The sequence below is a fragment of the Aggregatibacter segnis genome, assembly GCF_003130075.1.
GTDB lineage: Bacteria > Pseudomonadota > Gammaproteobacteria > Enterobacterales > Pasteurellaceae > Aggregatibacter > Aggregatibacter segnis_A.
Genome location: NZ_NRCW01000004.1, coordinates 173160 through 200146 on the forward strand (window position 1 = coordinate 173160; position 26987 = coordinate 200146).

The following is a 26987-nucleotide window of genomic DNA, read 5'->3' on the forward strand; positions in this document are numbered from 1 at the left end:
TTTTCACTGCTCTTTTTTTATACAAAAGTTAATTTTTTGTAAAAATTCAAACCTAGATCACAGTATCAAATGAATGCTTTTGGCATAATGCGAGCATTCAAAGCGCAGAAAATTCTTCTGTATTTTATTTACCGTTACGTTGTTTGTTAGCGTATTTAAATCTTAAGGTGGTATGTATGCAGCATTCTTTACATGAATGGCTCTCCTCCAGTGCACTAGGTGGGGCAAATCAGTCTTATATTGAGGATCTTTATGAAAGTTATCTTGAGGACCCGAACAGTGTGGATGCCAGTTGGCAGGAAATTTTTAAAACGCTGCCCAAATCCACCGCACTTGAGCAACCCCATTCAACGGTGCGCGATTATTTCCGCCGTTTAGCGCGAGAAAATCATGGACAGAGCGTGACCGTGATTGATCCGGAAGCGAGTGCGAAATTAGTCAAAGTTTTACAATTCATTAACGCATACCGTTCCCGTGGTTACATTGAAGCCACTCTCGATCCCCTCAATTATTACCGTTGGAAAACTTCCTCGGTACCTGAATTAGACTATCACCAACATGGATTAACCGACGCTGATCTGGACGAAAGTTTCAATATCGACTATGCCGTTTATGGCAAGGAAAGCATGAAGCTCCGTGATTTAGCCCGCGACTTGAAAGCCACCTATTGTGGCAATATCGGGCTTGAGTTTATGCACATTCATGATATGGAACAGCGTAATTGGTTGCAAAGCAAACAAGAAAAATGGATTCAACAACCGCTTTTCACTAAAGACGAAAAAATCAATTTGCTGAAAGAATTAACGGCAGCGGATGGCTTAGAGCGTTACTTAGGCGCGAAATTCCCGGGCGCGAAACGTTTTTCTTTAGAAGGAAGCGATGCCTTTATTCCGATGATGAAAGAGATTATTCGTCATGCCAGCCGTAATGGGATGGACGATGTGGTCTTGGGCATGGCGCACCGTGGCCGTTTAAATATGTTAGTCAACGTGTTTGGTAAACGCCCAAGCGACTTATTTGATGAGTTTGCCGGTAAACATGCGGAAGATAATCGCACCGGTGACGTGAAATATCACCAAGGTTTCTCCTCTGATTTTGCTGTGGATGATAAAAAAGTACATCTGACACTTGCCTTTAACCCGTCTCATTTAGAAATTGTGAGCCCGGTTGTGATTGGTTCCGTCCGCGCAAGACAAACCCGTAAACAAGACACCGAACATAATAAAGTGTTGGCGGTAACGGTGCACGGTGACTCCGCGGTTACCGGTCAAGGTATCGTGCAAGAAACCTTAAACATGTCCAATGCGCGTGGCTATAAAGTGGGCGGTACGATTCGTATTGTGATCAATAACCAAATTGGTTTTACCACCTCTAACCCGAACGATACTCGTTCTACCGAGTTTTGTACCGACATCGCCAAAATGATTCAAGCGCCGATTATTCACGTGAACGGCGATGACCCAGAAGCGATTGCTTTTGCTGCCCGTATGGCGGTGGAATATCGCGCGGTCTTTAAACGGGATATTTTCATTGATTTGATTTCCTACCGTCGTCATGGTCATAACGAAGCCGACGAACCGTTAGCGACTCAGCCGATGATGTATGGCATTATCAAAAAACACCCGACCCCGCCGAAAGTGTATGCCAATCGTTTAATTCAAGAAGGTGTGATTACAGAAGAAGATGCCACTGAAATTGCCAATTTATACCGTGATGCCTTGGATAATGGTGAATGTGTCGTGCCGGAATGGCGTGCGATGGATATGGCAAAAGTGGACTGGTTGCAGTATCTCAACTATGACTGGACGGCGCCGTATGAAAGTAAATTCCCGGAAGAGCGGTTTAAAACCTTAGCAAAACGTGTCTCTCACTATCCGGATTACGTGCAGCCGCACCCTCGTGTTGAAAAAATCTACACCGACCGCCAAGAAATGGGTCGAGGCGAAAAATTATTAGACTGGGGGATGGCGGAAACCATGGCGTACGCCACTTTATTGGATGAAGGCATTCATGTGCGTTTATCCGGTGAAGATGCCGGTCGTGGTACGTTCTTCCATCGTCATGCCGTCGTACATAACCAAAAAGACGGTACCGGCTATGTGCCATTAACCCAATTACACGCCAATCAAGGTCGCTTTGAAGTATGGGATTCCGTTTTAACCGAAGAAGGGGTGCTTGCCTTTGAATATGGTTATGCCACCACGGATCCGAAAACCTTAACCATTTGGGAAGCTCAGTTTGGTGATTTCGCCAACGGGGCGCAAATCGTGATTGACCAATTCATCAGCTCCGGCGAACAAAAATGGGGCAGAATGTGTGGTTTAGTGATGTTGCTACCACACGGTTACGAAGGACAAGGCCCGGAACACTCATCTGCCCGTTTGGAGCGTTATTTGCAGCTTTGTGCAGAACAAAATATGCAAGTTTGTGTGCCTTCAACGCCGGCGCAGGTGTATCACATGTTACGTCGCCAAGCGATTCGTAAAATGCGTCGTCCGTTAATTGGTATTTCACCGAAATCCTTGTTACGTCATCCGTTAGCGGTGTCCAGTATGGATGAATTGCTTAACGGCACATTCCAAACGGTCATTGGTGAAATTGACAACCTTGATCCGAAAAATGTGAAACGTGTGGTGATGTGTGCCGGTAAAGTATATTACGATTTATTGGAGCAACGCCGTAAAAATGAACAGGATAACGTGGCTATCATTCGTATTGAGCAACTTTATCCGTTCCCGCATGACGATGTGAAAGCCGCTTTAGCGCCTTATTCACATGTAACGGATTTTGTATGGTGTCAAGAAGAGCCACTGAACCAAGGGGCTTGGTATTGCAGTAAACATAACTTTGAGGCAGTGATTCCGGACAATGCCAAATTGTCTTATGCCGGCCGCCCGGCTTCTGCTTCACCGGCGGTAGGTTATTTGTCATTGCATGCCAAACAGCAAAAACAATTGGTGGAAGATGCATTGACGCTTTAATTCGTTAAAGTGCGGTGTATTTTTCGCTTGTTTTAAAAACACCTTGAAAAACGACCGCACTTTATGCTTAACAACATTGATACTTAGCTAAATGAATACAAAAAAGGAATGAAATTATGACTATTGAAATTCTTGTCCCGGATTTGCCTGAATCAGTTGCTGATGCAACAGTCGCCACTTGGCATAAAAAAGCAGGTGATGCGGTGAAACGCGATGAAGTGATTGTGGAAATTGAAACAGACAAAGTGGTGCTTGAAGTGCCGGCGCAAGCAGACGGCGTGATCAGTGAAATCGTGCAAGATGAAGGTGCCACAGTCGTAAGTAAACAGTTGTTGGGTAAATTGGAAGCTTCCGCAACAGCCGCTGCAGCAGCCATGGAAAAAATGGCAGAACCGACACCGGCGGATCGTCGTACCGAAGTGCCGGATGAGCCTCATACCACGGATGCGTTAAGTCCGGGAGTTCGTCGTTTATTAGCGGAACATGATATTCAAGCATCTGATGTGAAAGGCACTGGCGTTGGCGGTCGTATTACCCGCGAAGACGTCGAGGCGGTTATTGCAAAACGTGTAGCTGTACCTAAACCGGCAGAAACGACCGTCAGCACGGTGGCTTATTCAGCACGCAGTGAGAAACGCGTTCCGATGACCCGTTTGCGTAAACGTATTGCCGAACGTTTGTTGGAAGCCAAAAATAATACAGCGATGTTAACCACATTCAATGAAGTGGATATGCAACCGATCATGAATTTGCGTAAACAATACGGCGAAAAATTTGAAAAACAACACGGCGTACGTTTAGGTTTTATGTCTTTCTACATCAAAGCGGTGGTAGAAGCCTTAAAACGTTATCCGGAAGTGAATGCCTCCATTGACGGTGACGATGTGGTTTATCACAATTATTTTGACGTGAGTATTGCGGTTTCCACGCCACGTGGTTTGGTGACCCCGGTATTGCGTGATTGCGACAACCTTTCTATGGCAGACATTGAAAAATCGATTAAAGCCTTAGCGGAAAAAGGACGTGATGGTAAGTTGACTGTGGAAGATTTAACCGGCGGTAACTTTACTATTACTAACGGTGGTGTGTTTGGTTCTTTGATGTCCACTCCAATTATCAACCCACCGCAAAGCGCTATTTTGGGTATGCACGCCATTAAAGAGCGTCCGGTTGCTGTGGATGGTCAAGTGGTGATTCGTCCAATGATGTATTTGGCATTAAGTTATGACCACCGTTTAATTGATGGCCGTGAGTCTGTCGGTTTCTTGGTCACCGTGAAAGAATTGTTGGAAGACCCAACAAGATTATTGCTAGAAATCTAAAGAAAGAAGAACCGCGTGTGCGTAAGGCAGGCGGTTCTTTGTTTCAACAGACAATAAAAATTAGGGCATTTAACAGAGGATTTTCTATGAATCTACATGAATATCAAAGTAAGCAAGTTTTTGCCGAATACAAATTGCCGGTGGGCAAAGGCATTGCCTGTAAAACCGCAGATGAAGCGGCAGAGGCGATTAAACAGTTAGACGGTGACGCTTGGGTGGCGAAATGTCAAGTGCATGCCGGTGGACGCGGTAAAGCGGGTGGCGTGAAACTTGTACGCAACGAAGCGGAAGTCAGAGAGTTTGCGAGTAAATGGTTAGGGCAACGTTTGGTCACTTTCCAAACGGATGCTAATGGTCAGCCGGTAAACACGATTTATGTAGAAGAAGGCTCACAAATTGAACGTGAATTGTATCTAGGCGCGGTGCTCGATCGTGCTTCTCAACGTGTGGTGTTCATGGTGTCCACTGAGGGTGGGATGAATATCGAAGAAGTCGCGGTAAAAACACCGCACTTATTACACAAAATGGCGATTGATCCGCTTACCGGTGGTATGCCATATCAAGGGCGTGAGCTGGCGTTTAAATTGGGTTTAAAAGGCGATCAAGTGAAACAATTTGCCCATATTTTTACCCAAATGGCAAAAATGTTCGTCGAAAGAGATTTGTCCTTATTAGAAGTGAACCCACTGGTGGTTACAAAAGAGGGGAACCTCCTTTGTTTAGATGCCAAAATCGTGGTGGATGGCAATGCGCTATATCGTCAACCGGCTTTAGCCGCAATGCAAGATCCAAGCCAAGAAGACCCGCGCGAAGCCTTAGCGGAAAGTTTCCAACTTAACTATGTGGCATTAGACGGCAATATCGGTTGCATGGTGAACGGCGCAGGGCTTGCCATGGGTACTATGGATATTGTGAAGTTACACGGCGGTCAACCGGCGAACTTCTTGGACGTGGGCGGTGGTGCAACCAAAGAACGCGTTGCGGAAGCCTTTAAAATCATCCTTTCTGATAAAAATGTAAAAGCGGTACTCGTCAATATTTTCGGTGGCATTGTACGCTGCGATCTGATTGCTGAAGGGATTGTGGCGGCTGTGAACGAAGTGGGTGTCAACGTGCCTGTGGTGGTGCGTTTAGAAGGTAATAATGCCCCGTTAGGCCGTGAAATTTTAGCGAAGAGCGGTTTGAATATTATTGCTGCCCAAACGTTGACTGATGCGGCGGTAGAATCGGTGAAAGCGGCAAAGGCTAACGCATAAGGAGCAATAGCATGTCAATTTTAATTAATAAAGATACAAAAGTGATTTGCCAAGGTTTCACCGGCGGTCAAGGTACATTCCACTCCGAACAGGCATTAGCTTATGGTACTAAACTGGTGGGAGGCGTTTCACCAAATAAAGGTGGCACGACCCATTTAGGATTGCCTGTGTTTGACACCGTACGCGATGCAGTCGAGGCAACCGGTGCCACAGCAACGGTGATTTATGTGCCAGCGCCGGGCTGTAAAGATGCGATTTTAGAGGCGATTGATGCTGGGATTAAATTGATTATTTGTATCACCGAAGGCATCCCAACCTTGGATATGCTGGTGGTGAAACAACGTTTGAACCAAACAGGTGTGCGCATGATTGGGCCAAACTGTCCGGGCGTGATTACACCGGAAGAATGCAAAATCGGTATCATGCCGGGCAACATTCATAAAAAAGGGAAAATCGGTATTGTTTCTCGCTCAGGTACGTTGACGTATGAAGCCGTGAAACAAACCACGGACGAAGGTTTTGGTCAATCGACTTGCGTGGGTATCGGCGGCGATCCAATCCCAGGCTCCAACTTTGTGGATATTTTGAAATTATTCCAAGAAGATCCGCAAACGGAAGCGATTGTCATGATCGGCGAAATTGGCGGTTCCGCGGAGGAAGAAGCGGCAGCGTTCATTAAAGAACATGTGACCAAACCGGTGGTGAGCTACATTGCCGGCGTGACAGCGCCGAAAGGCAAACGCATGGGGCATGCCGGTGCCATTATCAGTGGCGGAAAAGGGACTGCTGATGAAAAATTTGCGGCACTGGAAGCTGCCGGTGTGAAAACCGTGAGAAGTTTGGCAGAAATCGGTTCAGCGTTAAGAGAAATGTTGAATAAATAATTGCCTTGAATGAAAAAAGTGCGGTTGGTTTTAAAAACGTTTTTAAAATCGACCGCACTTTTTCTTTTTATTGTTCCCGTTTATTGAAACACATGTTGATGTTCAAGCAATTGGGCTTTAGTTAAAGCGAATACACCTACGCCGCCATTGGCGAGTTCAAGCCAGTTAAACGGCACTTGTGGGAATTGTTCGATTAAATGTACCATGCTGTTGCCCACTTCACAGACTAATACGCCATCATCCGCTAAGTAATTTGGTGCTAGGCGCAGGATTTCTTTGGTGATAGTTAACCCATCATTGCCGGAGCCGAGAGCCATTTCCGGTTCGTAGTGAAATTCCTCCGGCATATCGGAGAGATCTTCTAGATCTACATAAGGAGGGTTAGTGACAATGAGATCATACTGTTCTTCCAATAAACGGGAGAATAAATCCGACTGAATCGGGAAGACGCGGTGAGTTAAATTGTGGCGTTCAATGTTGATTTCGGCAACATTTAATGCATCAAAAGAGAGATCAACGGCATCCACATCGGCTTCAGGGAAGCGCTCCGCACAGGCGATCCCAATACAGCCGCTGCCGGTACACATATCTAAAATACGTTGCGGTTCACGTGTTAATAAGCCGGCGAATCCTTGTTCAATCAAGGCACTGATGGGAGAGCGAGGAACAATCACGCGTTCATCCACATAAAACTCTAAGCCGCAGAACCAAGCACGGTGAATTAAGTAAGCAACAGGAATGCGTTTTTCAATGCGGATGATGACCAAACGGATGATTTCAAGCTTTTCTGCCGTAGTGAGACGGGTGTCATACAATTCACTTGGGAAATCAGCTGGGAGGTGCAAGGTAGCTAAGACCAATTGTTGTGTTTCATCCCAAGCATTGTCATAGCCGTGTCCGTAGTAAATGTCGGCACGATTGAAGGTGCTGTAGCACCAACGTAGGAAATCTTTGATCGTGTGCAGTTCTTCTTGCACGTTGGCGGAATAAATATCGTCAATAAGTTCCTGATTAAAGGTAATTTGGTTCATGATTTTCTCGTATCAATGTTAAAATTGCGCGTAGTTATACCATATTTGAGATAGGAAACGAAATGTTAGATGAGGAAGCAATTTCCCTGTTTCGTGCTGAAATGAAAGGCGTGAAACCGTTAAAACAGGATACTTTTGTGGCTGCACGTCCCCATAAAAAGAAAGCACTGGCAACGATAAAAGAACAGCGTGAACAACAGGATACGTTATTTTATTTTTCTGATGAATATGAGCCGTTGTTAAATGAGGAAAGTGCGGTCAAATATTTGCGTGAAAATGAAGATTCTCATTTGTTGAAACAATTACGGCGTGGCGATTTTTCACCGGAGATTTTTTTGGATTTGCATGGCTTAACGCGTGAACAGGCAAAATTAGAGCTGGCGGCATTAATTCAAACCTGCGAGAAAGAACATCTTTATTGTGCCAGTGTGATGACAGGTTACGGCACTTATACGTTAAAACGCCAGATTCCCCGTTGGTTGGTACAACACCCGAAAGTACGGGCATTGCATCAAGCCCCCAAAGAATGGGGCGGTGAGGCGGCTATTCTGATCTTGATTGATGTCTAGCAACATTTCTGAATGGCTTGGTAAAGCGGCGGTAAAATTTGATTGATCATGCTGAGTTGCTGCATTGGAATGTGTGCTTGCAGCTGTGCCGCTTTATTATTTTTTTCAAAATGGCTTTGAGCCTGTTTCAAACTCACTTCAATGTTATTGTGCAACGTCTCAAACTGTGTTGGTGTCAGTTGCTCAATATTTTCTAGGATATGAATGATTTTCTTCGCAGCAGGATAGAATTCCGCTAAAAAGAAGGTGCTTTGTTGCATTTGCTTCATTTTGCTGCGGTAGGCGCCCAGCGTAGAAATGTAACTAAGCAGAGAATAGTTAATTTTTAAAAGCTCAAATCCCGCCTGTAAATGCTCCTGATATTTTTTCGGCTCATGGTTCATATTGGAGATGGTAGCACTTAATGCCGAGGCATATTCATGGGCATAACGACGGGCAATGCGGTATTTCAAGTTATCGCCTTTGCCGAACTGTAATTGACTGACAATATACAGCAAATATTGGGCATCGCTTTTGATTGCCTGACGGCTGACTTTATCTAACTGCAAATATTTCCAGTCAGGCCATAAGTAAGACACGGCAAACCAGGAAATGGTCGCGCCAATCAGGGTGTCAATCACACGAGAATAAAGCGCTTGTTCCACATTAAAACCCATCACATCAAAGCTGAAAATAACCTGTAAGGTAATGAAGAAAGTGGAAAAACTGTAATTATTGGTACGGAAAAAGAAAAACAGGGTGCTGGTGAGAACGATTAAGCCTAATTGTAATTCCAGTGTCGGATTCGCATAAGGCAGAAGCGAGGCAATAATCACACCGAGAATCGTGCCGATAATTCGCTGTTTTAGACGAAGTTTAGTCGCTGTGTAGTTGGGCTGACAAACAAAAACAGCGGTTAATAAAACCCAATACGCCCGATCTAAGGGCAAAAACTCGCCGATGGTGCAACAAATAAGCACCACAATCGACAAACGCACCGCATGACGAAACAGTTGTGAATTGAAATTAAAGTGGCTACGTAGGGCAAGTAGGATATTTTTAAAACCGGTTATTTGTTCTGTATAAATTTGTGCCGTATCCGTTTGTTCCAACTCGTTCACTTCTTGATCAATATGGCGTAATTGGTAGTCAACGCTTTTTAAATTATCCAGTAATGTTTGGAGATTAATGAGGTTTTCGGTTTCTTCAATATGGCTATTACTATAAAGCTCGAAAGATTGATTTAGCCCGTTAATGGCTTTTTCTAAACGCAGGTCATAACGGTAGGTTTTATTTTGTTGCAAGCTTAGCGCAATATCACGGCAAGCTTGGGCTTGGAGTTCCAGTAAGCGTTGAATACGAAAAATTAAATCGGTATTTTTCAGGTGTTCCGCAAGGGTTTGGTAATCAAAATGATTAGAGCTGATGCGCTCATGAATATCTTGAGCGGAGAAATAATAGCGAATCATTTTGGTTGTGCGGCTGTGGCGATGCTGCCCCCGAATACGATAAAAAAGTGCGGTGCGTGAATCATTAAATGCACTGATCAACACGCTGTTTTTCATCGCCATAGCAATGTGTTTATTGTCAATTTGCTCAATATCGTCGGGATCGAAAAACGTTGATTTAACATCGAGGTAATTGGCAAGAGCCAGAAAGGATTTGGCAACGCTTTCTTGCACCGGGCGATTCGGAAAAAATAAATGCACACATAATGTGGTGATACTGTAAAGCAAGGTGCCGCAAAGAATCATCAATGGATTCATATACCACACGGTTTCCGGTAAATACGTCAGTGTGGTGTATAGCGCCACAACCAATGTACCGAACGCGATAGTGCTATAACGTTGTCCGATGGCACCAATCATCGTGAAAACAAAGGTCATCGCCGTCATCAACAACATAAACTGGAAATTATGGTTGATGCTCAGTTGCACGCTGATGGTAGAAACTGAAAACGCGAGCAGCGTATAAAACACGTTCTTGATTCGACCGGTTAATCGGTTATCTAAATCGACCAAACCGCCGGCAATAATGCCTAATACCAAGGGCATACTTTGTTCGGAAATATCAAAATACCAAATGGCAATCACCGCCAAATTGACAGCGATAAAAATCGGAATGGAGGCGATAACTTTTGCATTGAACCAGCTATGCATGCTTGACCTTTGACGTGGTGAATTATTGATAAAAACGCTGATATTTTTCTGCAGCTTGTCGGCGAATCAGGTCAGCCATTTCTTTCGGAATGACCCGTTGTCCGACAGGAAATAACGCAATTCTGGCGATATGGAAATTCGCCAAGCCGGTTGGGATGCCGATGATGGTTAGACATTGAGAAATGCCACAAAAAACATGGGCAAGAAACAGCCACCAACCGAAAAGAATGAACCAGACAACATTGAGCAACGATCCGAGGGAATTTCCCACCGCACTTTTGGGTTCCAAATACTTCACATGAATCAAATCGTTGCCGAAGGGAACCAATGACATTTTACAAATTTCCCAACAGCTACGCGTATAAGGCAATGTGACGATCAACACGGCACTCATAAGGGTAGCGAATAGCCAACCTAAGGTTGTCGCGAAACCGCCAAGGACAAAATTGAGAATATTGAGAATTAAGCTTAAATTCATCGCGAGGTCTACTTTAAGCGTTCGTTTAAATAACCTTGATAGTCAGGAATACGAATATCGCAGGTCTCATTAAAGAGTGGTGAAGAAACCAGAAAATCAGCACTTGCCATGTTCATTGCAACAGGAATATTCCAAACGGTGGCAATACGCATTAATGCTTTGACGTCAGGGTCGTGCGGCACGGCATTCATTGGATCCCAGAAGAAAATCATTAAATCAATTTTGTTTTCAGCGATTAAGCCACCGAGTTGTTGATCCCCGCCCATTGGGCCGCTGAGCAAACTATTAACGCTTAAACCGGTTTCTCGATGAATAAGGCTACCTGTGGTGCCGGTGCCATAGAGCGTGTGGTTTGCTAAGAAAGTGCGGTGCGTTTTACACCAGTTTATCAGATCGGCTTTACAGTGATCGTGTGCGACTAAAGCGATATGTTTATTGGTCGGTAGAGTGCGATAAGTTGTTTGCATGGTGACTCCTAAATAAAAAGTGAGCGGGCAGGCTCACTTTTTGGAAATAAATGAATTGGCATAGAATACCGAATTATTTTTGTTTTTTCGCCCAATCAATGAAACGTGTTTGTGTTTCTTTGTCGGCTTGTTGATACCAATATTGCAACATTTGTTCCGCCACGTTTTCACCTTGTAATGTTACTTTACCTTTGTTTACTTTACCGGTTGCAGCAGGACCGCCAACGACTACCGCTGTTGCAGCTGAGGTGGTGATTGTTGCTAAAGAAGGTAAAGAGGCCGGTGCGCCAGACGCGTTATATTCGTTTAAGTCTTTGATAAGGTTCATGCCCGGGAATAAACCTTCTTGTTTTAAGTATTCTTGTTTATTTTCTACGTTGTGACCGGATTGGGTTTTTACGGTAATCACAGGAGATTGTTTGAAGTTACTTACATCACGTTCATTTTGTAAACGTGGGGCTGAAATTACGATATCTTCACTTGAACCTTGGAATGTCACAACAATCGGATCTGATTCGAATAAGGAGCGATCGGAACCCACTTGAGTAATTTCGGATACACGAACCACAACTTGGTGTTTTTGTGTATCGTTGATATTAAATGCGTTAGTTTCTTTCAATAAAGATTTGTTTGCTTTTTGACCGTCAATGGCTAAAAAATCAATATTAGATGAGCTGGTTACCATGCCGGCAAAGCTCGCCGTACTGGCTAAAAGTGTTGCAGTTAAGACAGCAAAACGAAATTTCATATTTACTCCTGTTTTGAAGGACATTCATTAAAATTAGATGACACTTTATGGAATAAAGCGTAGTTTGTATGCTATTCCAAATTGGGAAAAATGAAAATAGAAAATTGTATTTAAGCGCTAGTTTTTTGTTTTTATTCAATTTTAAGGGGAAATTGTATGGTCAAAAAACGTTTTTGTGTTCACGGTTATGTGCAAGGCGTTGGGTTTCGTTATTTTACGTGGAAGCAAGCGCTGAAGATCGGCGTAACCGGCTTTGTGCGTAATCTTGCCGACGGCACCGTGGAAGTGATCGCCGTCGGTTCGGAAAGTCAAATTGAAGCGTTAGATGCTTGGTTACAAGAGGGGCCTCGCACTGCCATCGTGGACGATGTATTTGTAGAAGATTATCTTGGCGACAAAGAATTTACGGCGTTTCAAGTGCTACACTGAAACGCAGTTTGATTTTGCTATAAATAAGTGCGGTTAAAAATACCGCCGCTTGTAACAAAATAATACAAGGCCCTGTAGCACCGTCAATGTGGTAGCTGATAATCGTCCCGAAGATACTGGTGCTGATAGATGTTGCCAAGGCAATGGCAATCATATGATCAAAGCGCTTGCTTAAAATAAATGCGGTAATGCCGGGGGAAATAAGCATCGCAACGACTAAGATCACGCCGACTACTTGCATGGCACTGACGATGGTTAAAGCAAGGAGAATCAGCAAGCTGTAATGCAAAAGTCGAGGCGATAAGCCAACGATTTTGGCTTGCGTAGCATCAAAACAATAAAGTAAAAAATCTTTTCGACGTAAAAAAACAACCAAAAAAACGACCGCACTTATGGCTAGCGTTTGCAACATTTCTGCATTGCTTACGCCAAGCAAATTACCAAATAAAATATGGGTTAAATGTTGATCCGTTTCAATTTTGCTAAACAAGACAATCCCGAGCGCAAACATCCCTGAAAAGACAATCCCCATGGCGGTATCTTCTTTGATTCGGCTATTTTCTTTTAAATATCCTACACAGACAGAACAGAGCAATCCTGCGACAAAGGCACCGATGGTTAAAGGCAAACTTAACCAGAAAGCCACCACAATGCCCGGCAGAACAGCATGAGAAATTGCATCTCCCATCAACGACCAACCTTTCAACACTAAATAGCAGGAGAGCATGGCGCAAATAATGGAGACTAATAACGCCGTGATTAATGCGTTTTGCATAAACGGATAGGCAAAAGGCTCGGTGAACCATTGATAAATAGCGTTCATTGTTGCACCTCTTCTTTCTTTATTGGTTTACGCTGGCGAATTAAGCCGTATTTTGGCGAAAAAATAAAAGCCAATAGGAAAAGTGCGGTCTGAATACAAACAATAATGCCGCCTGTCGCGCCATCCAAAAAATAGCTGATATACACGCCAATCGCACTGGAAAGAATGCCTAGAATAACAGCAATCATGGCAAGGGTTTTAAAGCGATCAGTAAGTAAATAGGCAGTGGCGCCTGGTGTGATTACCATGGCGATGACCAAAATCGCACCGACGGTTTGTAATGCGGCGACGACACAAGCGCTGAGTAGCGTAAAAAACAGCACTTTGTAATAAATTGGGGTGAGCCCTACGGAAGTGGCATGGACTTCATCAAAGAAAATTAATAACAGATCTTTCCAAAAAATGAGTAATAAAATCAGACTAATGCCAATGATGATTGCCACTTGAAGAATATCTTCATCCGCAATGCCCAGGATGTTACCTAACACAATATCTTGCACGTTGACGGAGGTTGGGTTGAGGGAAATGATCAACAAGCCAAGCGCAAAAAATGTCGTGAAAATGAAGCCGATAACCGCATCTTCCCGCAGTTTGGTAATGGATTTGACCCATAAAATGGACACGGCGGCTAAGATACCGGAAAAGAAAGCGCCGAGAGCATAAGGCAGAGAAAGCGCATAAGCGATGGCAACACCGGGAACAACGGAATGAGAAAGGGCGTCACCAATGAGTGACCAACCTTTCAGCATTAAATAAGCAGACAAAAAAGCACAGACACCACCAACGGCAGAACTGAGCAAAATGGCTTTCACCATATAATCATAGGAAAAAGGCTCCAGTAATAGATCTAACATTAGGGTTTTTCCTCTGATTTACAGTGTTTTACAATCGGTGCCGGTGGATCGACTTTGGTTTTACCATAGAACACCGCAGCCCGTTCATCATCAGTAAGTACGGTCACTGCACGTGGATCTTCATCATCATGCAGATCTGAACCGAGCAACTTAATGTGGCGCAATACGCCACCAAAGGCGAGTTCCAAGTTATGTTGGTTAAACGTGGTTTCTGTTGAACCCGCCGCAATGACAGTGCGATTAATCATCACCACCTGATCGCAGAAATCCGGTACTGCACCAAGGTTATGGGTAGAAACCAAAATGAGATGACCTTCGCTACGTAATTGCCCAAGTAAATCGACAATGGCATTTTCTGTTTGTACATCAACGCCAGTAAAAGGTTCATCCAGTAAAATAATCTTACTTTGTTGAGCAAGCGCACGAGCCAAAAATACGCGCTTTTTCTGCCCGCCGGAAAGCTCGCCAATTTGACGATGGGCAAGGTGCTCAATATTCACCCGTTGCATGGCTTCTTGCACTTTTTGCTTATCGGTTTCACTTGGGCGACGCAGGAAATTCATATAACCGTAGCGTCCCATGAGCACCACATCATAAACAGACACCGGGAATTGCCAGTCCACTTCCTCCGATTGAGGTACATAAGAGACCAGGTTTTGTTTTAATGCCTGTTTAATTGGTAAATGACACAACGTAATATTGCCTCGTTGCGGATGAATCAATCCCATGAGACTTTTAAACAAGGTTGATTTTCCGCTTCCATTTACGCCCACAAGAGCGCAAGTGGTGCCGCCTTCTAAGTGAAAGGTGACATCGTGGATAGCGGTGTGGCCATTGTTATAGCGAACCGTGACATCTTCAACACAGATCGAGGCAATATTCGATGACATTATTTTTCAAATCCTTTTGCGATAGTGGAAACGGTCGTGTTCAACAAATCGATATAGGTTGGTACCGGCCCTTTTTTATTGGAAAGAGAATCCACATAAAGTACGCCGCCGTATTTTGCACCGGTTTCTTTCGCGACTTGTTTTGCCGGTTTAGGTGAAATAGTACTTTCACTGAATACAACCGGAATGTTGTTGGCTTTCACGGTTTCAATCACTTTGCGAACCTGTTGTGGCGTACCTTGTTGTTCGGCGTTAATCGGCCATAAATAGGCTTCTTTAAAACCATAGTCACGAGTGAGATAGCTGAAAGCGCCTTCACTGGTAACTAACCAACGTTGAGCTTCCGGCACTTGTGCTAATTTTTCGCGAAGCGGTTTATCCAACTCTTTGATTTTTTGTGCATAAAGTGCGGCGTTTTTTTCGTATGTTTCTTTATTTTGTGGATCGTATTTTACCAACGCATTTTTAATGTTCTCAATATAAATCAATGCATTGGAAGGGGACATCCAGGCGTGCGGATTTGGGTTGCCGGTATAAGGACCTTCATTAATAGACATTGGCTCGATACCCTCAGTTACAACAACCGCCGGTTTATCTTTCACGTTTTGGAAGAATTTTTCAAACCAACGCTCAAGGTTTAAACCGTTCCATAATACGAGGTCGGCAGATTGGGCTTTTACGATGTCTTTTGGGGTCGGCTCATAATCATGAATTTCTGCACCCGGTTTGGTGATTGATTCCACGGTAGCCGCATCACCGGCGATATTTTGCGCCATATCTTGAATGATGGTGAAGGTGGTAACGACTTTAAATTTTGCATAAGCTAAACTGCTGCCTAAACTTAATGCAAGCACACTGATTAATGTCGCGAATAAACGCATGTTTTTCTCCTTTGAAAAGTTTTAGTAAAAAATAACAACATAAGTTGCAGGGTGAATTATATTCTTTTATTTCTAAAATGCAAATGATTCTCAAATGACTTATAGGCATTTTGCCGGTTTGGGTAACCCGGCTAATTTTGTTGCTTGTTTTGCCGGACCGTCAGGAAACAAACGTTGTAAATAACGGCTGTTGCCTTTCTCTTCACCGAGTTTTTGTGCTGTGGCTTTTACCAACATACGAATAGCCGGTGAGGTCTTGTATTCCTGATAAAACGCCCGCACAAAATGAATGATTTCCCAGTGGGCATCGGTTAATTCCAAATTTTCTAATTTTGCAATGGCTTGCGCGACTTCGATATTCCAATCATCAATATTGAGCAAATAACCCGAAGCATCGGTTTCAATATGTTTATTATTGACTTCAAGCATGATAATAACCTTAGTATTTATGGGGACGGATTATATAAAAAAGCCCCAAAGAAGGGGCGTTGAATTTATCTATCAAATTAATAATTAATAATTAATAATTAATCTCTGGAAGAGAAGAAGGAAAGTAAGTTTAACAAACTGATAAACAGATTGTAGATAGACACAAATAAGCTGACCGTTGCACGAATGTAGTTGGTTTCACCGCCATGAATAATGTTACTGGTTTCATACAAAATTCCCATGGTGGAGAAAATCACGAATAACGCGCTAATCCCCACGTAAAGTGCAGGGAATTGGAAGAAGAAACTCGCTACCATGCCAAGTAATAACACCACGAATAAGGCTAGAATCGTACCGGATAAGAAAGACATGTCTTTTTTCGTGGTTAAGACATAAGCGGAACAAGCGAAGAAAGTGGCTGCGGTACCGGCTAACGCTAACACGATAGCGTCCCCCAAACCTGCGCTCACATAGGCATTTAAAATTGGCCCTACGGTGTAACCTAAGAAACCAGTAAAGGCAAAGGCAGATAAAATCCCTAATGCGCTATTTGCTAAGGCATTGGTTAAGAAAAGCAGCCCATAGAAGCCTACAAGCATGATGATAAGCCCCGGTCTTGGTAAATTCATCGCCATGGACACATAAGCCACCACAGCGGAAAAGGCTAATGTTAACGCTAACAAAAAATAGGTGTTACGCAACACTTTGTGCGTGCTAAGCAACGATTCTTCTCTGCTGTCAACAATAATACGAGATTGCATAAAAACTCCTTTAAATTTAAAGAAAATAAGCGATTATAACGTTGCTGTAAGGTAAGGGCAGTGGGGAGAAAAGTCAATTATTACAAGGAAAATATTTTTTACTGATGGATGATTAAAAGTGAAAGACAGAAAAGTGCGGTTGTTTTATTTGCAATTCAGCAAAACCGATTTGTTTATTTTGAACCTGTCGGTAATCTGGCATCTCAAAGATATTGAGTTTTATTCCTGATGTTTTTACATTTCAAAAATATGCTCAAAACCCACCGCACTTTCTTTTCATAAAAATAAAAAGCTGAACCTCTTTCGAGATTCAGCTTTGTTTTAGGGGCAGATCATTCTAACCGCTCTTTTGGTTTATCTATGTTTGCATATTGTTACATTTTCGGAATTTCAACGCCTGAAGAGAGTAGGTCTTGAATATCCGATTTCAGTACATCTGCTTTTGGTCCGTAAATGGCTTGAATGCCTGTGCCTTTAACAATGAAACCCATTGCGCCTGCTTGTTTCCAAGCCGCTGCATCGCCCACTAATTCAGGATTATGCACAGTGATACGTAAACGGGTCATACAAGCATCTACCTCGGCAATATTGTTGCGCCCGCCGAGAAGATTGATGATTTGCACCACTTGTGCACTGGCATTAGTGACTTTTTTCTCCTCAGCAGGGGCTTCGTCAGTACCTTTTGCATCGTAGTTGCCGTTGCGACCGGCGGTGGCTAAGTTGAGTTTCTTAATCATGAAATTCGCAATTAAGAAGGCCGCGACCGCAAACACACCGGATACCCAAATGAAGTTGATGAGATCCATGCCGATGCCCGCTTTAATCGCCATTGGCGTACGGGTTAAAAACTCAATGTTACCGAATGAGTGAACGCGTAAGTTCACAATATCCGCCATGGCAAATGCACAACCTTGGATGACCGCATACACAAGGTAAAGCGGTAGTGCAACGAACATAAACATATATTCGATCGGTTCTGTTACGCCGGTTAAGAACACGGCAAGGGCAGAAGAAAGGAAAATCCCTTTGTAGATAGTTTTCTTATCCTGATCAACGTTTACGTACATGGCGAGCGTAATTCCCATTAGAATACCGCTTGAGCCGATCATTTGACCCACTTTAAAGCGCGCCGGTGTCACCGTTGATAGGAGCTCGTTATATTGCGTCATATTGCCCGCGTCTTTCAAGTTGATTAAATCACTGATCCAAGCGAGCCATAACGGGTCTTGTCCGAATACTTGTTTGCCTTGTTGCATACCGGTTAAGAATTCATAGGTACCGCCCAATGAGGTGTAGTTCATCGGAATGGTGAGCATATGGTGTAAACCGAAAGGCAGTAAAAGACGTTCTAATGTGCCGTAAACAAAAGGCGCAAGGATAGGCGCGGAGTCTTGCGAGTTGGCAATCCATTCACCGAAATGGTTAATTCCGGTTTGCACGACCGGCCAGAACACCGCCAACACTAACGACACTAAAACGGAACGATAAATCACCACAAATGGCACAAAGCGTTTACCGTTAAAGAAGGTAAGTACTTCAGGCAGTTTGCGGAAATTGTAGTAGCTATTAAAGGTGGTTGCCCCTACAAACCCGGCGATGATCCCTACGAATACCCCCATATTTAATGCAGGTTGTCCGAGGATATTCACAAAGTAGTTAGCCACCGGAATGTCACCCGCCAAGATGGTGCTTACATGGGCATTCGGATCGGTCAGCATTTCAATTTTTACGCCGAAGAAGTGACCGGTAATTAAGTTGATTAAAATAAAGGCAAGACCTGCGGCAAACGCACCGCCTGCACGCTCATTCGCCCAACTGCCACCAATGGCTAAAGCAAATAACAAATGCAGGTTACCAATAATGCCCCAACCGATTTGCGCGATGATATTACCCACGCGCGCCAGCCATTCGGCATCGCTAATTAACGGTAACGAGTTACCGATACTTACCATTAAACCTGCGGCAGGCATCACGGCAATCACCACCATTAGGCATTTGCCGAATTTTTGCCAAAATTCAAAACTGAGCAATTTTTTCATGTATGTTCTCCTACAATGTAAGCTCGACTTCCAAACCGAAATGGTCGGAAACTACCGGTTTATTTTTGCCATTAAAAACCACCTGACTCGATAAAACCCTTTTTGCTTGATTTAAAAAAATATAGTCTAATCGTTTTTCTTCGCTGTGGCCTTTCCAGCCATCAATTGCTTTCTCAACGGTAATCCCGCTATCTTTTTGTTCCGCCATCTTAAAAGTATCAAGTAAACCGAGAGATTTAATTTTCTGATAAGCGTTTGGATCGCTGATTGCATCCGTATTGAAATCGCCCATCAAAATTTTAAGATTTCGGCTTTGGCTACGTTCTACGATATTGCGAATGTTGTCCAGTTGATTTTCACCCGTGCAATTCGGCAAGTTGATATGGCAGGAATAACAATCTACAAGTTGACCTTGATATTCCACGGTTAAGCCAAGAATTTTGCGCGAGAGGATAGAATCGAGGCGCTGATGTTGGCTGCAATAAAAAGCATCCACTTCATAAACCGGCAAGCGGGTTAAAAAGGCGATGCCTTCGTCATATTTATCGTAGCCAATATGCGAATTGCTCCAAAATAGCGAATATTTTTGCGTCGCCCGTTGATTGATTTTATTCAGCAACACAACGCCATAGTTGTCTTGCTTTAATGCTTGTGAAATCGCAGGTGCTGACATTAATTGGTTCACCTCTTGTAGGGCAACGATGTCGTAGCCCTTTTCAACAATGGTGTCGGCAATAATGTCGATTTTTTCCGCTTGGTTATCTTCTAACCAAGCGTGTACGTTGAGGGTGAGTAGTTTCATACGTTCCCCTTAATCCTCACAATGCCAGATATCGGTATTATATTGTGCAATGGTGCGATCCGATGAGAAGAAACCGGCTTTGGCGATGTTATGAATCACTTTTTCGTTCCAGCTATCTTGATCTTCATAATCCGCCAGAATCTGTTCTTTCGCCGTGACATAAGCATCAAAGTCAATTAAGGTCATAAACCAGTCTTTATTGAGCAATTCATCGTGCAGACGTTTTAAACGTTCTTCATTGCCTAGTTTCGCCAGTGTAGAATCAAGGATAAAATCGACCGCTCTTTTAATGTGTTTATCCTTTTTATAGTAATCTTTTGAAACATAACCGGCAGTTTCATACAGTTTAATAATGCTTTCCGAATCTTTACCGAAGGTGTAAATGTTTTTCGCACCGGCTAATTCGGCAATTTCTACGTTCGCACCGTCCATCGTGCCCAAGGTTAATGCGCCATTCAGCATAAATTTCATATTGCCCGTTCCGGAAGCTTCTTTTGATGCAAGGGAAATTTGCTCTGAAATATCTGTCGCCGGAATCAATTTTTCCGCCACGCTAACATTGTAGTTTTCCACCAAATGCACGTTTAAATAGTGATTCACATCCGGATCGTTATTGATTAACTCAGACAAGCAAAGAATTAAATGAATAATATCCTGTGCAATCACATAAGCCGGTGCGGCTTTCCCACCAAAAATCACGGTAATTTTACGTTTCGGCAGTTTGCCTGCTTTGATTTCAAGGTATTTATGAATCACATAAAGTGCATTCATTTGTTGGCGTTTATATTCGTGGAAACGCTTAATTTGCGTATCGATAATGGAATTTTCATCCAATTCAATGCCTTTATTTTCTTTAAGATAAGTCTTCAGAGCTAATTTATTCTGGAATTTAATTTCAGCTAATTTTTGATGTACTTTTTTGTCATCTTTAAAGGCAAGCAGTTTTTCCAATTGAGTTGCATCATGTAAGTACTCATCGCCGATAAGTTGTTTAATATAAGCGGATAACGCTTGGTTAGAAAATTCTAACCAACGACGGAAGGTGATTCCGTTAGTTTTATTATTAAACTTCTCGGGATAAATTTCATAAAACGCTTTGAGTTCGGAATTTTTCAAAATCTCCGTGTGTAATGCCGCGACACCGTTTACAGAGTTTGAAAAATGAATATCCATATGCGCCATATGGACGCGTTTTTGCTTATCAATAATTTGTACATCAGGATTTGAATATTCTTTCTGCACTAATTTATTCAGTTTTTTGATGATCTTCACTAAATGAGGAACCACTTCTTCTAAATAAGCTAAAGGCCATTTTTCTAAGGCTTCGGCAAGAATCGTATGGTTTGTGTAACCCACCATATTGCGCACGACTTCTACCGCTTCTGCAAATTTAATACGATGTTTTTCCGTTAATAAACGAATCAATTCCGGAATCACCATGGATGGGTGGGTGTCATTAATTTGCACATAGGCATAATCGGCTAAATCATGTAAATTACTGCCTCGTTCAATGGCTTCATCAATTAATAACTGCGCCGCATTGGAGACCATAAAATATTGCTGATAAATACGTAATAATTCACCGTTTTTATCGGAGTCATCCGGATAAAGGAATAAGGTCAGATTTTCTTTGATTTTTGTTTTATCAAAGGTAATGCCTTTTTTAATCAATTTATGATTAATGGATTCAATATCAAATAAGTTAAGATAATTTTTGGTGTCTTTTTTGTAACCTAGAATATCAATGCGATCTAATTTAGAGGTTAAGGTGAAATCTTTAAATGGCACCTCATAACGGATGTCTGTAGGAATTAACCAAGACTCTTTTTCAATCCAGTTATTTGGTTCAGCATGTTGCTCATTGTTTTTAAAGACTTGTTTAAACAAACCGCAATGGTAATTCAAGCCTACGCCTTCCGCATTTAACCCGAGTGTGGACATGGAATCAATAAAACAGGACGCTAAACGACCTAATCCGCCGTTCCCTAAAGACGGTTCAGGCTCAATATCTTCAATATGGCTTAGTGATTTTCCTGCCTGCGCCAATTCATCTTTGATTTCTTGATATACGCCAAGATTGATTAAATTGTTAGACAGCAATTTGCCAATCAAAAACTCTGCAGAAATATAGTAAACCTTACGTTTAGCCGTATTTTTTCCTTTATTCTCAGCAAGGGTTTTAACATAGTTTAATAACTGTACGTAAATCGCATGATCACTTAATTTTTCAAGTTTTTTATTTGTTTTTTGCTGTACAAATTCACTAAATTTAATCATTATTTTTTTCTTATTTGCACGTCCATATAACGTGGTTATTTGGGTTAAAAAATCTTTTTTGGCTTTTGTTAAATCGCTTTCTTGCATTCGCCATTCCCAGTTTCCACCTATAGTAGAAGGAAGATTCATTCTTGAACTTGCCGGCAAATCTAAAATATCTTGCATGGTGGCAATCGCCGTATTACTTACGGTAGCAAATAATTGGCGAGTCATTGCCTGACAGACAGATTCATCGGCAGCACGATGGGTATAAGCGTTGATATATTGTTGTTGTTTTGTGGATAAATCCGCATACCAGCCATTAATCACATCATTATCGTGTGTGCCGGTATAGGCAATGCAATGTGGAATGCAATAATGCGGGCTATCCAGGCTTTCACCACTCACATCTTCAAAACCGAATTGCAAAATTTTCATGCCGGGATAACCGCAATCAACCAGTAATTTCTTCGCTTTTTCATCAATATTGCCGAGATCTTCAGCGATAATCGGCAAATCGCCTAGCTGTGCTTTTACTGCTTTGAACAAATCATATCCCGGGCCGGGTTGCCAACTACCATATTTGGCAATATCTGCTTTACCATCCACTTGCCAATAATCGGAGAAACCTTTGAAATGATCGATACGAAGTACATCGTAAATTTTAAAGCTTTCCTCAATACGATGAATCCACCAAGCATAGCCTTGTTTCTTATGTTCAGCCCAGTCATAAAGCGGATTGCCCCAAAGCTGTCCGGTGGCGCTAAATTGATCGGCAGGAACACCGGCAACGAAAAGCGGATTGCGTTCTTTATCTAATTGGAAGAGTTCCGGCATTGTCCACACTTCAACACTGTCTGCCGCCACATAAATCGGCATATCGCCGATAATTTTAATTCCTCTTTGATTAGCGTAATTTTTCAATGCCAACCATTGTTGGAAAAAGAAATATTGCGTTACCTTGAAATACTGAATTTGCTCTTTCAGCATCGTACGGTATTTCCCAAGTGCTTTGGGTTGACGGGCAACAACCTGTTTATCTTCCCATTCTTGTAGGGCCTTATTGCCGAAATGCTCTTTGATTGCCATAAATTCCGCATAGTCTTCCAACCAAGTGCGGTTGTTTTTTTCAAAGTTTTTGAAGTCTGCTTGGTGTTTTTTATCGGCGAGGAAATGTTTGACGGCAATTTCTAAGATCGGGCGACGTGCATGAAAAATGCGCTCGTAATCTACTTTTGTCGGATCATCGCCAAAATTAACCAAAGCATAATCCGTTTCTTGCAATAAACCCATTTGGGTGAGTAAAGAAAAATCAATTAAATGTGTGTTACCTGCAATCGCAGAGAAGGATTGATAGGGGGAATCACCGTAGCTGGTGGTGGTTAATGGAAGGATTTGCCAATAGGTTTGTTTCGTTTCAACTAAAAAATCCACAAAATCATAGGCCGATTGCCCAAAGCTACCAATTCCAAATGCATTGGGTAATGAGGTGATGTGCATTAAAACACCACTTGACCGAGTAAGCATAATTTTTTCCTTCAGAAGTAAAAGTTGTAGAGATTCTAATCTAAATTTTATTTTACTCAATAACTTTTACGTAAAAGTTTAAACATTAACGCAAAAGTGTGATTTTGATCACAAAACTATAAGTATAATTATGAGGGTTTATGGTATTCTATTAGCGGTTTAAAGAAAGGAATAAAAGTCCAAAATGGAGTGGAAAAGTGAGTAAATACAAAGCGGTTTATAACGATATAAAAAGCAAAATAAACGATGGAATTTTACCGCCAAAGCAAGAATTACCCAGTGAAAGTGAGCTTATGCAAGAATATGGCTTTTCTAAAGATACCATTCGTAAAGCCCTTTCTCTGCTTGAAATGGATGGTTACATTCAGAAACAACAGGGGCGAACTTCTATTGTTCTCGAACATAATTTATCAACGCCTCAACAGCTTTCCGAAATCAAAACCGTTGGGGAGCTGAATCGCCCTTTAACCCATCAAGTGAAAACAACTTTAACCAGCTTGTATATTGTGCAAGGGGAAGAGGAATTAATGCAGATCTTTAACGTAAATGATCAAATTGATTTTTATCGTATAGGTCGTGTTCGTGAAATTGACGGGGAAGCGGTGGAATACGAAGTCTCTTACTTTGATCGTCGTATTGTTCCTTTTATTAATCGTGAGATTGCGGAACAATCCATTTATCACTATTTAGAAAGTGAACTAGGTCTAAAAATTAGTTATTCACAGCGTGAAATTGCGTTTCGTTATGCTAATGAAGAAGAAAAAAACACCATGGATCTCGGTGAATATAATATGGTTGTGAACGTTACCAGCACCACTTATTTAGCTGATGGACGGCCATTTCAGTACGGTAGCATTAGTTATCGTCCCGATAAAATTACCTTTGCTTCCACGGCGAAGCGACACGTTTAAAAAAGAGCACTTTTCCATATTTTGTTGAATAAAACTCTTTTAAAAACAACCGCACTTTTCTCTTCCCTAAAACGAAAAAGCTGAATCTCTCCCTAGATTCAGCTTTTCTTTTTCCGTTAAATTACGCTAATTCCGCACGTAATTTTTTCGTGACATCCACCATCACTTTTAATGCGGCGATGGTTTCCGGCCAGCCGCGGGTTTTTAGGCCGCAGTCCGGGTTTACCCATAAGCGTTCTTTTGGTACCACTTGCAACGCTTTACGAAGAAGATGTTCGATTTCTTCTGCGGTCGGTACGCGTGGGCTGTGGATGTCGTATACGCCTGGGCCGATGTCGTTCGGGTATTTGAAATCACCGAAAGCGGTAAGCAATTCCATGTCGGAACGAGAGGTTTCGATGGTGATTACGTCGGCATCTAGAGCGGCAATGGCTGGTAGAATGTCGTTAAATTCGGAATAACACATGTGAGTGTGAATTTGCGTATCATCTTTGCAACCCATTGAACTTAAACGGAAAGCTTCGCCAGCCCATTGTAAATAAGCGTCCCAATCGGCACGTTTGAGCGGTAAACCTTCGCGAATGGCCGGTTCGTCAATTTGAATGACTTTGATCCCCGCTTTTTCTAAGTCCAACACTTCATCGGAAAGCGCCACGGCAATTTGTTTACACACCGTTGAACGTGGAATGTCGTTACGCACAAAAGACCATTGTAAAATCGTTACCGGACCGGTTAACATGCCTTTCATCACTTTGTTGGTGAGGCTTTGGGCATATTGCGACCAACGCACGGTCATCGGTTCCGGGCGGGCCACATCGCCGTAAATAACCGGTGGTTTTACGCAGCGGGAACCGTAACTTTGCACCCAACCGAATTTGGTGAACGCAAACCCATCGAGCAATTCGCCGAAGTATTCCACCATGTCATTGCGTTCTGCTTCGCCGTGCACTAATACATCTAAATCTAATTTTTCTTGCTCGCGCACCACGAATTCAATTTCTTTTTTCATTGCCGCTTCGTAATCCGCCAAGCTGAGATCGCCTTTTTTGAAGGCGGCACGGGCATGACGAATTTCCGTAGTTTGCGGGAAGGAACCAATATTGGTGGTTGGCAGCAACGGTAGATTTAACCACGCATTTTGTAACTTAATCCGTTCTGCAAATGGCGATTTACGTTGATCGGCATTTTTCGGCAGGTTTGCCAAACGCTCCGCCACACAAGTGCGGTGGATTTCACGAGAGTTTTTACGCGCGTCAGCTGCCGTTTGGCTAGCATCAAGATCGGCTTGCACAGCTGCTCTGCCTTGCTCAAGTGCGGTTTTAATGACGCGTAATTCTTGAATTTTTTGCAAGGTGAACGCCAACCATTGATAAAGCTCCGGCTTGTTGGCTTGCAGTTGGGTTTCCACCGCCAAATCATAAGGTGTATGAAGTAGGGAACAGCTTGGAGCAATCCATAAACGTTCTCCTAATTTTGCTTTTAATGGTTCAACCACATCTAACACTTGGTTTAAGTTTGCACGCCAGATATTACGTCCATCAATTACGCCCAAAGAAAGGATTTTATCGTAATCGGCAAAGGCGGAAAGTTGTTCCGGTGCGCGCACTAAGTCAATGTGGAGACCCGCGACCGGTAAGGCTTTTAATAAATCGGCGTGTTCTGCCACGGAACCGAAATACGTGGCAAGCAAGAGTTTGGCGTTTACTTGTGCAGCAAAAGTGGCATAAACCTCTTTATAAGCGGCAATCCATTCTGCCGGTAAATCAAGGGTTAAGGCAGGTTCATCAATTTGAATGTATTCCACGCCTTCAGCGGTTAACGCGTTTAAGATGTCCACATAAATCGGCACGAGTTTGTTTAACAAATCGAAACGATTAAATGCGGCACCTTTTTCTTTCCCTAACCAAAGGAAGGTTAATGGGCCAACAATAGTTGGTTTTACCTTGTGACCAAGAGCCTTGGCTTCACGGATTTGTTGCACATAGTGCGCCGGGTTGGCTTTGAATTGGGTGTCCTTGTGGAATTCCGGCACGAGATAGTGGTAGTTGGTGTCGAACCATTTGGTCATTTCAATGGCGAATTGTGTTTTGTTGCCACGCGCCAGTTGGAAATATTGATCCAAGGTTAAGTTTTGGCTATCAAAACCAAAGCGCGCAGGAATGGCACCTGTTGCCACTTGCAAATCTAAAATATGATCGTAGAAAGTAAAGTCCGCAACCGCCACGAAATCCGCATTCGCATTAGCTTGATGTTGCCAGTTAATTTCACGTAATTTTTTTGCAAGGTCTAATAAATCGGCTTCAGCGATTTCACCGCGCCAGTAACGTTCTTGGGCAAATTTAAGTTCACGTTTTGCACCTACGCGTGGGAAACCCGATAAATGAAATGTTGTCATGTTAATTCCTCGATATGTTAAATGATTTAGACGGCTAAACGTCTGTACGTATGTAGAATGAAGGAATTAGGATTATTATGCAAATTAATAATTTTCCAAATTTGCATGAATAATTT

Annotated in this window: 22 protein-coding genes; 7 read left to right on the forward strand and 15 right to left on the reverse strand. The window is 42.7% G+C overall.

The features are described from left to right. Window positions 1–176: 176 nt before the first annotated feature. The 4 genes from sucA (at window position 177) to sucD (ending at window position 6443) form a co-directional block, all read left to right on the forward strand. A complete protein-coding gene (gene sucA / locus DK415_RS06145) occupies window positions 177–2981 on the forward strand; it encodes a 2-oxoglutarate dehydrogenase E1 component (protein WP_109432887.1) in 2805 nt (934 codons plus the stop codon). A 116-nt stretch (window positions 2982–3097) separates the two neighbouring features. Beyond that, window positions 3098–4303, forward strand: a complete 1206-nt coding sequence (gene odhB / locus DK415_RS06150) for a 2-oxoglutarate dehydrogenase complex dihydrolipoyllysine-residue succinyltransferase (RefSeq protein WP_109432888.1) — start codon at window positions 3098–3100, stop codon at window positions 4301–4303. 86 nt (window positions 4304–4389) lie between these two features. Beyond that, window positions 4390–5559 (forward strand): ADP-forming succinate--CoA ligase subunit beta, encoded by a 1170-nt coding sequence (sucC, locus tag DK415_RS06155; RefSeq protein ID WP_109432889.1) that lies wholly within the window; start codon window positions 4390–4392, stop codon window positions 5557–5559. 11 nt (window positions 5560–5570) lie between these two features. Then, window positions 5571–6443 (forward strand): succinate--CoA ligase subunit alpha, encoded by an 873-nt coding sequence (gene sucD / locus DK415_RS06160; protein WP_109432890.1) that lies wholly within the window; start codon window positions 5571–5573, stop codon window positions 6441–6443. Between the two features lie 80 nt (window positions 6444–6523). Here the strand turns inward: sucD and prmB are convergent, their stop codons facing one another. Then, complete coding sequence (prmB, locus tag DK415_RS06165) at window positions 6524–7474, reverse strand: 50S ribosomal protein L3 N(5)-glutamine methyltransferase (RefSeq protein ID WP_109432891.1); 951 nt, start codon at window positions 7472–7474, stop codon at window positions 6524–6526. Window positions 7475–7536: 62 nt separating this feature from the next. Between prmB and smrB the strand changes: the two genes are divergently transcribed. After that, complete coding sequence (gene smrB, locus DK415_RS06170; RefSeq protein ID WP_006717559.1) at window positions 7537–8043, forward strand: endonuclease SmrB; 507 nt, start codon at window positions 7537–7539, stop codon at window positions 8041–8043. On the opposite strand, the gene yccS is transcribed toward smrB, so the two are convergent. From yccS to DK415_RS06190, 4 genes are all read right to left on the reverse strand, one after another. Next, the gene (gene yccS, locus DK415_RS06175) at window positions 8040–10181 is read right to left on the reverse strand and encodes a YccS family putative transporter (RefSeq protein WP_109432892.1); all 2142 of its coding nucleotides are present in this window, start codon (window positions 10179–10181) and stop codon (window positions 8040–8042) included. The two genes, smrB and yccS, sit on opposite strands and share 4 nt — an antisense overlap. Window positions 10182–10203: 22 nt before the next feature. After that, window positions 10204–10659: a YccF domain-containing protein gene (locus tag DK415_RS06180; RefSeq protein WP_006717565.1), complete on the reverse strand. Its 456-nt coding sequence runs from the start codon at window positions 10657–10659 to the stop codon at window positions 10204–10206. An 8-nt stretch (window positions 10660–10667) separates the two neighbouring features. Beyond that, window positions 10668–11126 (reverse strand): methylglyoxal synthase, encoded by a 459-nt coding sequence (gene mgsA, locus DK415_RS06185; protein ID WP_109432893.1) that lies wholly within the window; start codon window positions 11124–11126, stop codon window positions 10668–10670. A gap of 73 nt (window positions 11127–11199) precedes the next feature. After that, window positions 11200–11874, reverse strand: coding sequence for a curli polymerization inhibitor CsgI-related protein (locus tag DK415_RS06190; RefSeq protein WP_109432894.1), 675 nt, complete (start codon window positions 11872–11874; stop codon window positions 11200–11202). 156 nt (window positions 11875–12030) lie between these two features. Here DK415_RS06190 and DK415_RS06195 point away from each other — a divergent pair, with 156 nt between their 5' ends. After that, complete coding sequence (locus DK415_RS06195; RefSeq protein WP_109432895.1) at window positions 12031–12303, forward strand: acylphosphatase; 273 nt, start codon at window positions 12031–12033, stop codon at window positions 12301–12303. Here DK415_RS06195 and DK415_RS06200 read toward each other — a convergent pair. From DK415_RS06200 to malQ, 9 genes are all read right to left on the reverse strand, one after another. Next, a complete protein-coding gene (locus tag DK415_RS06200; RefSeq protein WP_109432896.1) occupies window positions 12278–13126 on the reverse strand; it encodes a metal ABC transporter permease in 849 nt (282 codons plus the stop codon). The genes DK415_RS06195 and DK415_RS06200 overlap by 26 nt on opposite strands. Next, window positions 13123–13980: an iron ABC transporter permease subunit AfeC gene (gene afeC, locus DK415_RS06205; protein ID WP_109432897.1), complete on the reverse strand. Its 858-nt coding sequence runs from the start codon at window positions 13978–13980 to the stop codon at window positions 13123–13125. Before afeC ends, DK415_RS06200 begins: the two co-directional genes overlap by 4 nt. Next, window positions 13980–14870, reverse strand: coding sequence for an ironABC transporter ATP-binding protein AfeB (gene afeB, locus DK415_RS06210; RefSeq protein ID WP_109432898.1), 891 nt, complete (start codon window positions 14868–14870; stop codon window positions 13980–13982). The genes afeC and afeB overlap by 1 nt, the downstream gene beginning before the upstream one ends. Beyond that, window positions 14870–15751 (reverse strand): iron ABC transporter substrate-binding protein AfeA, encoded by an 882-nt coding sequence (gene afeA / locus DK415_RS06215; RefSeq protein ID WP_109127750.1) that lies wholly within the window; start codon window positions 15749–15751, stop codon window positions 14870–14872. The genes afeB and afeA overlap by 1 nt, the downstream gene beginning before the upstream one ends. A 99-nt stretch (window positions 15752–15850) precedes the next feature. After that, window positions 15851–16180 (reverse strand): TusE/DsrC/DsvC family sulfur relay protein, encoded by a 330-nt coding sequence (locus DK415_RS06220; RefSeq protein WP_109432899.1) that lies wholly within the window; start codon window positions 16178–16180, stop codon window positions 15851–15853. A gap of 98 nt (window positions 16181–16278) precedes the next feature. Further along, window positions 16279–16941: a Bax inhibitor-1 family protein gene (locus DK415_RS06225; protein ID WP_006717583.1), complete on the reverse strand. Its 663-nt coding sequence runs from the start codon at window positions 16939–16941 to the stop codon at window positions 16279–16281. Window positions 16942–17315: 374 nt separating this feature from the next. After that, window positions 17316–18980: a PTS transporter subunit IIBC gene (locus DK415_RS06230; RefSeq protein WP_109432900.1), complete on the reverse strand. Its 1665-nt coding sequence runs from the start codon at window positions 18978–18980 to the stop codon at window positions 17316–17318. Between the two features lie 10 nt (window positions 18981–18990). Next, on the reverse strand, window positions 18991–19782 hold the full coding sequence (locus DK415_RS06235; protein ID WP_109432901.1) for an endonuclease/exonuclease/phosphatase family protein: 792 nt from the start codon (window positions 19780–19782) through the stop codon (window positions 18991–18993). A gap of 9 nt (window positions 19783–19791) precedes the next feature. Next, on the reverse strand, window positions 19792–23565 hold the full coding sequence (gene malQ / locus DK415_RS06240; RefSeq protein ID WP_109432902.1) for a 4-alpha-glucanotransferase: 3774 nt from the start codon (window positions 23563–23565) through the stop codon (window positions 19792–19794). 197 nt (window positions 23566–23762) lie between these two features. Between malQ and DK415_RS06245 the strand changes: the two genes are divergently transcribed. Beyond that, window positions 23763–24476, forward strand: a complete 714-nt coding sequence (locus DK415_RS06245) for a UTRA domain-containing protein (RefSeq protein ID WP_109432903.1) — start codon at window positions 23763–23765, stop codon at window positions 24474–24476. Between the two features lie 121 nt (window positions 24477–24597). On the opposite strand, the gene metE is transcribed toward DK415_RS06245, so the two are convergent. Then, a complete protein-coding gene (metE, locus tag DK415_RS06250) occupies window positions 24598–26871 on the reverse strand; it encodes a 5-methyltetrahydropteroyltriglutamate--homocysteine S-methyltransferase (protein ID WP_109432904.1) in 2274 nt (757 codons plus the stop codon). Window positions 26872–26987: the final 116 nt, after the last annotated feature.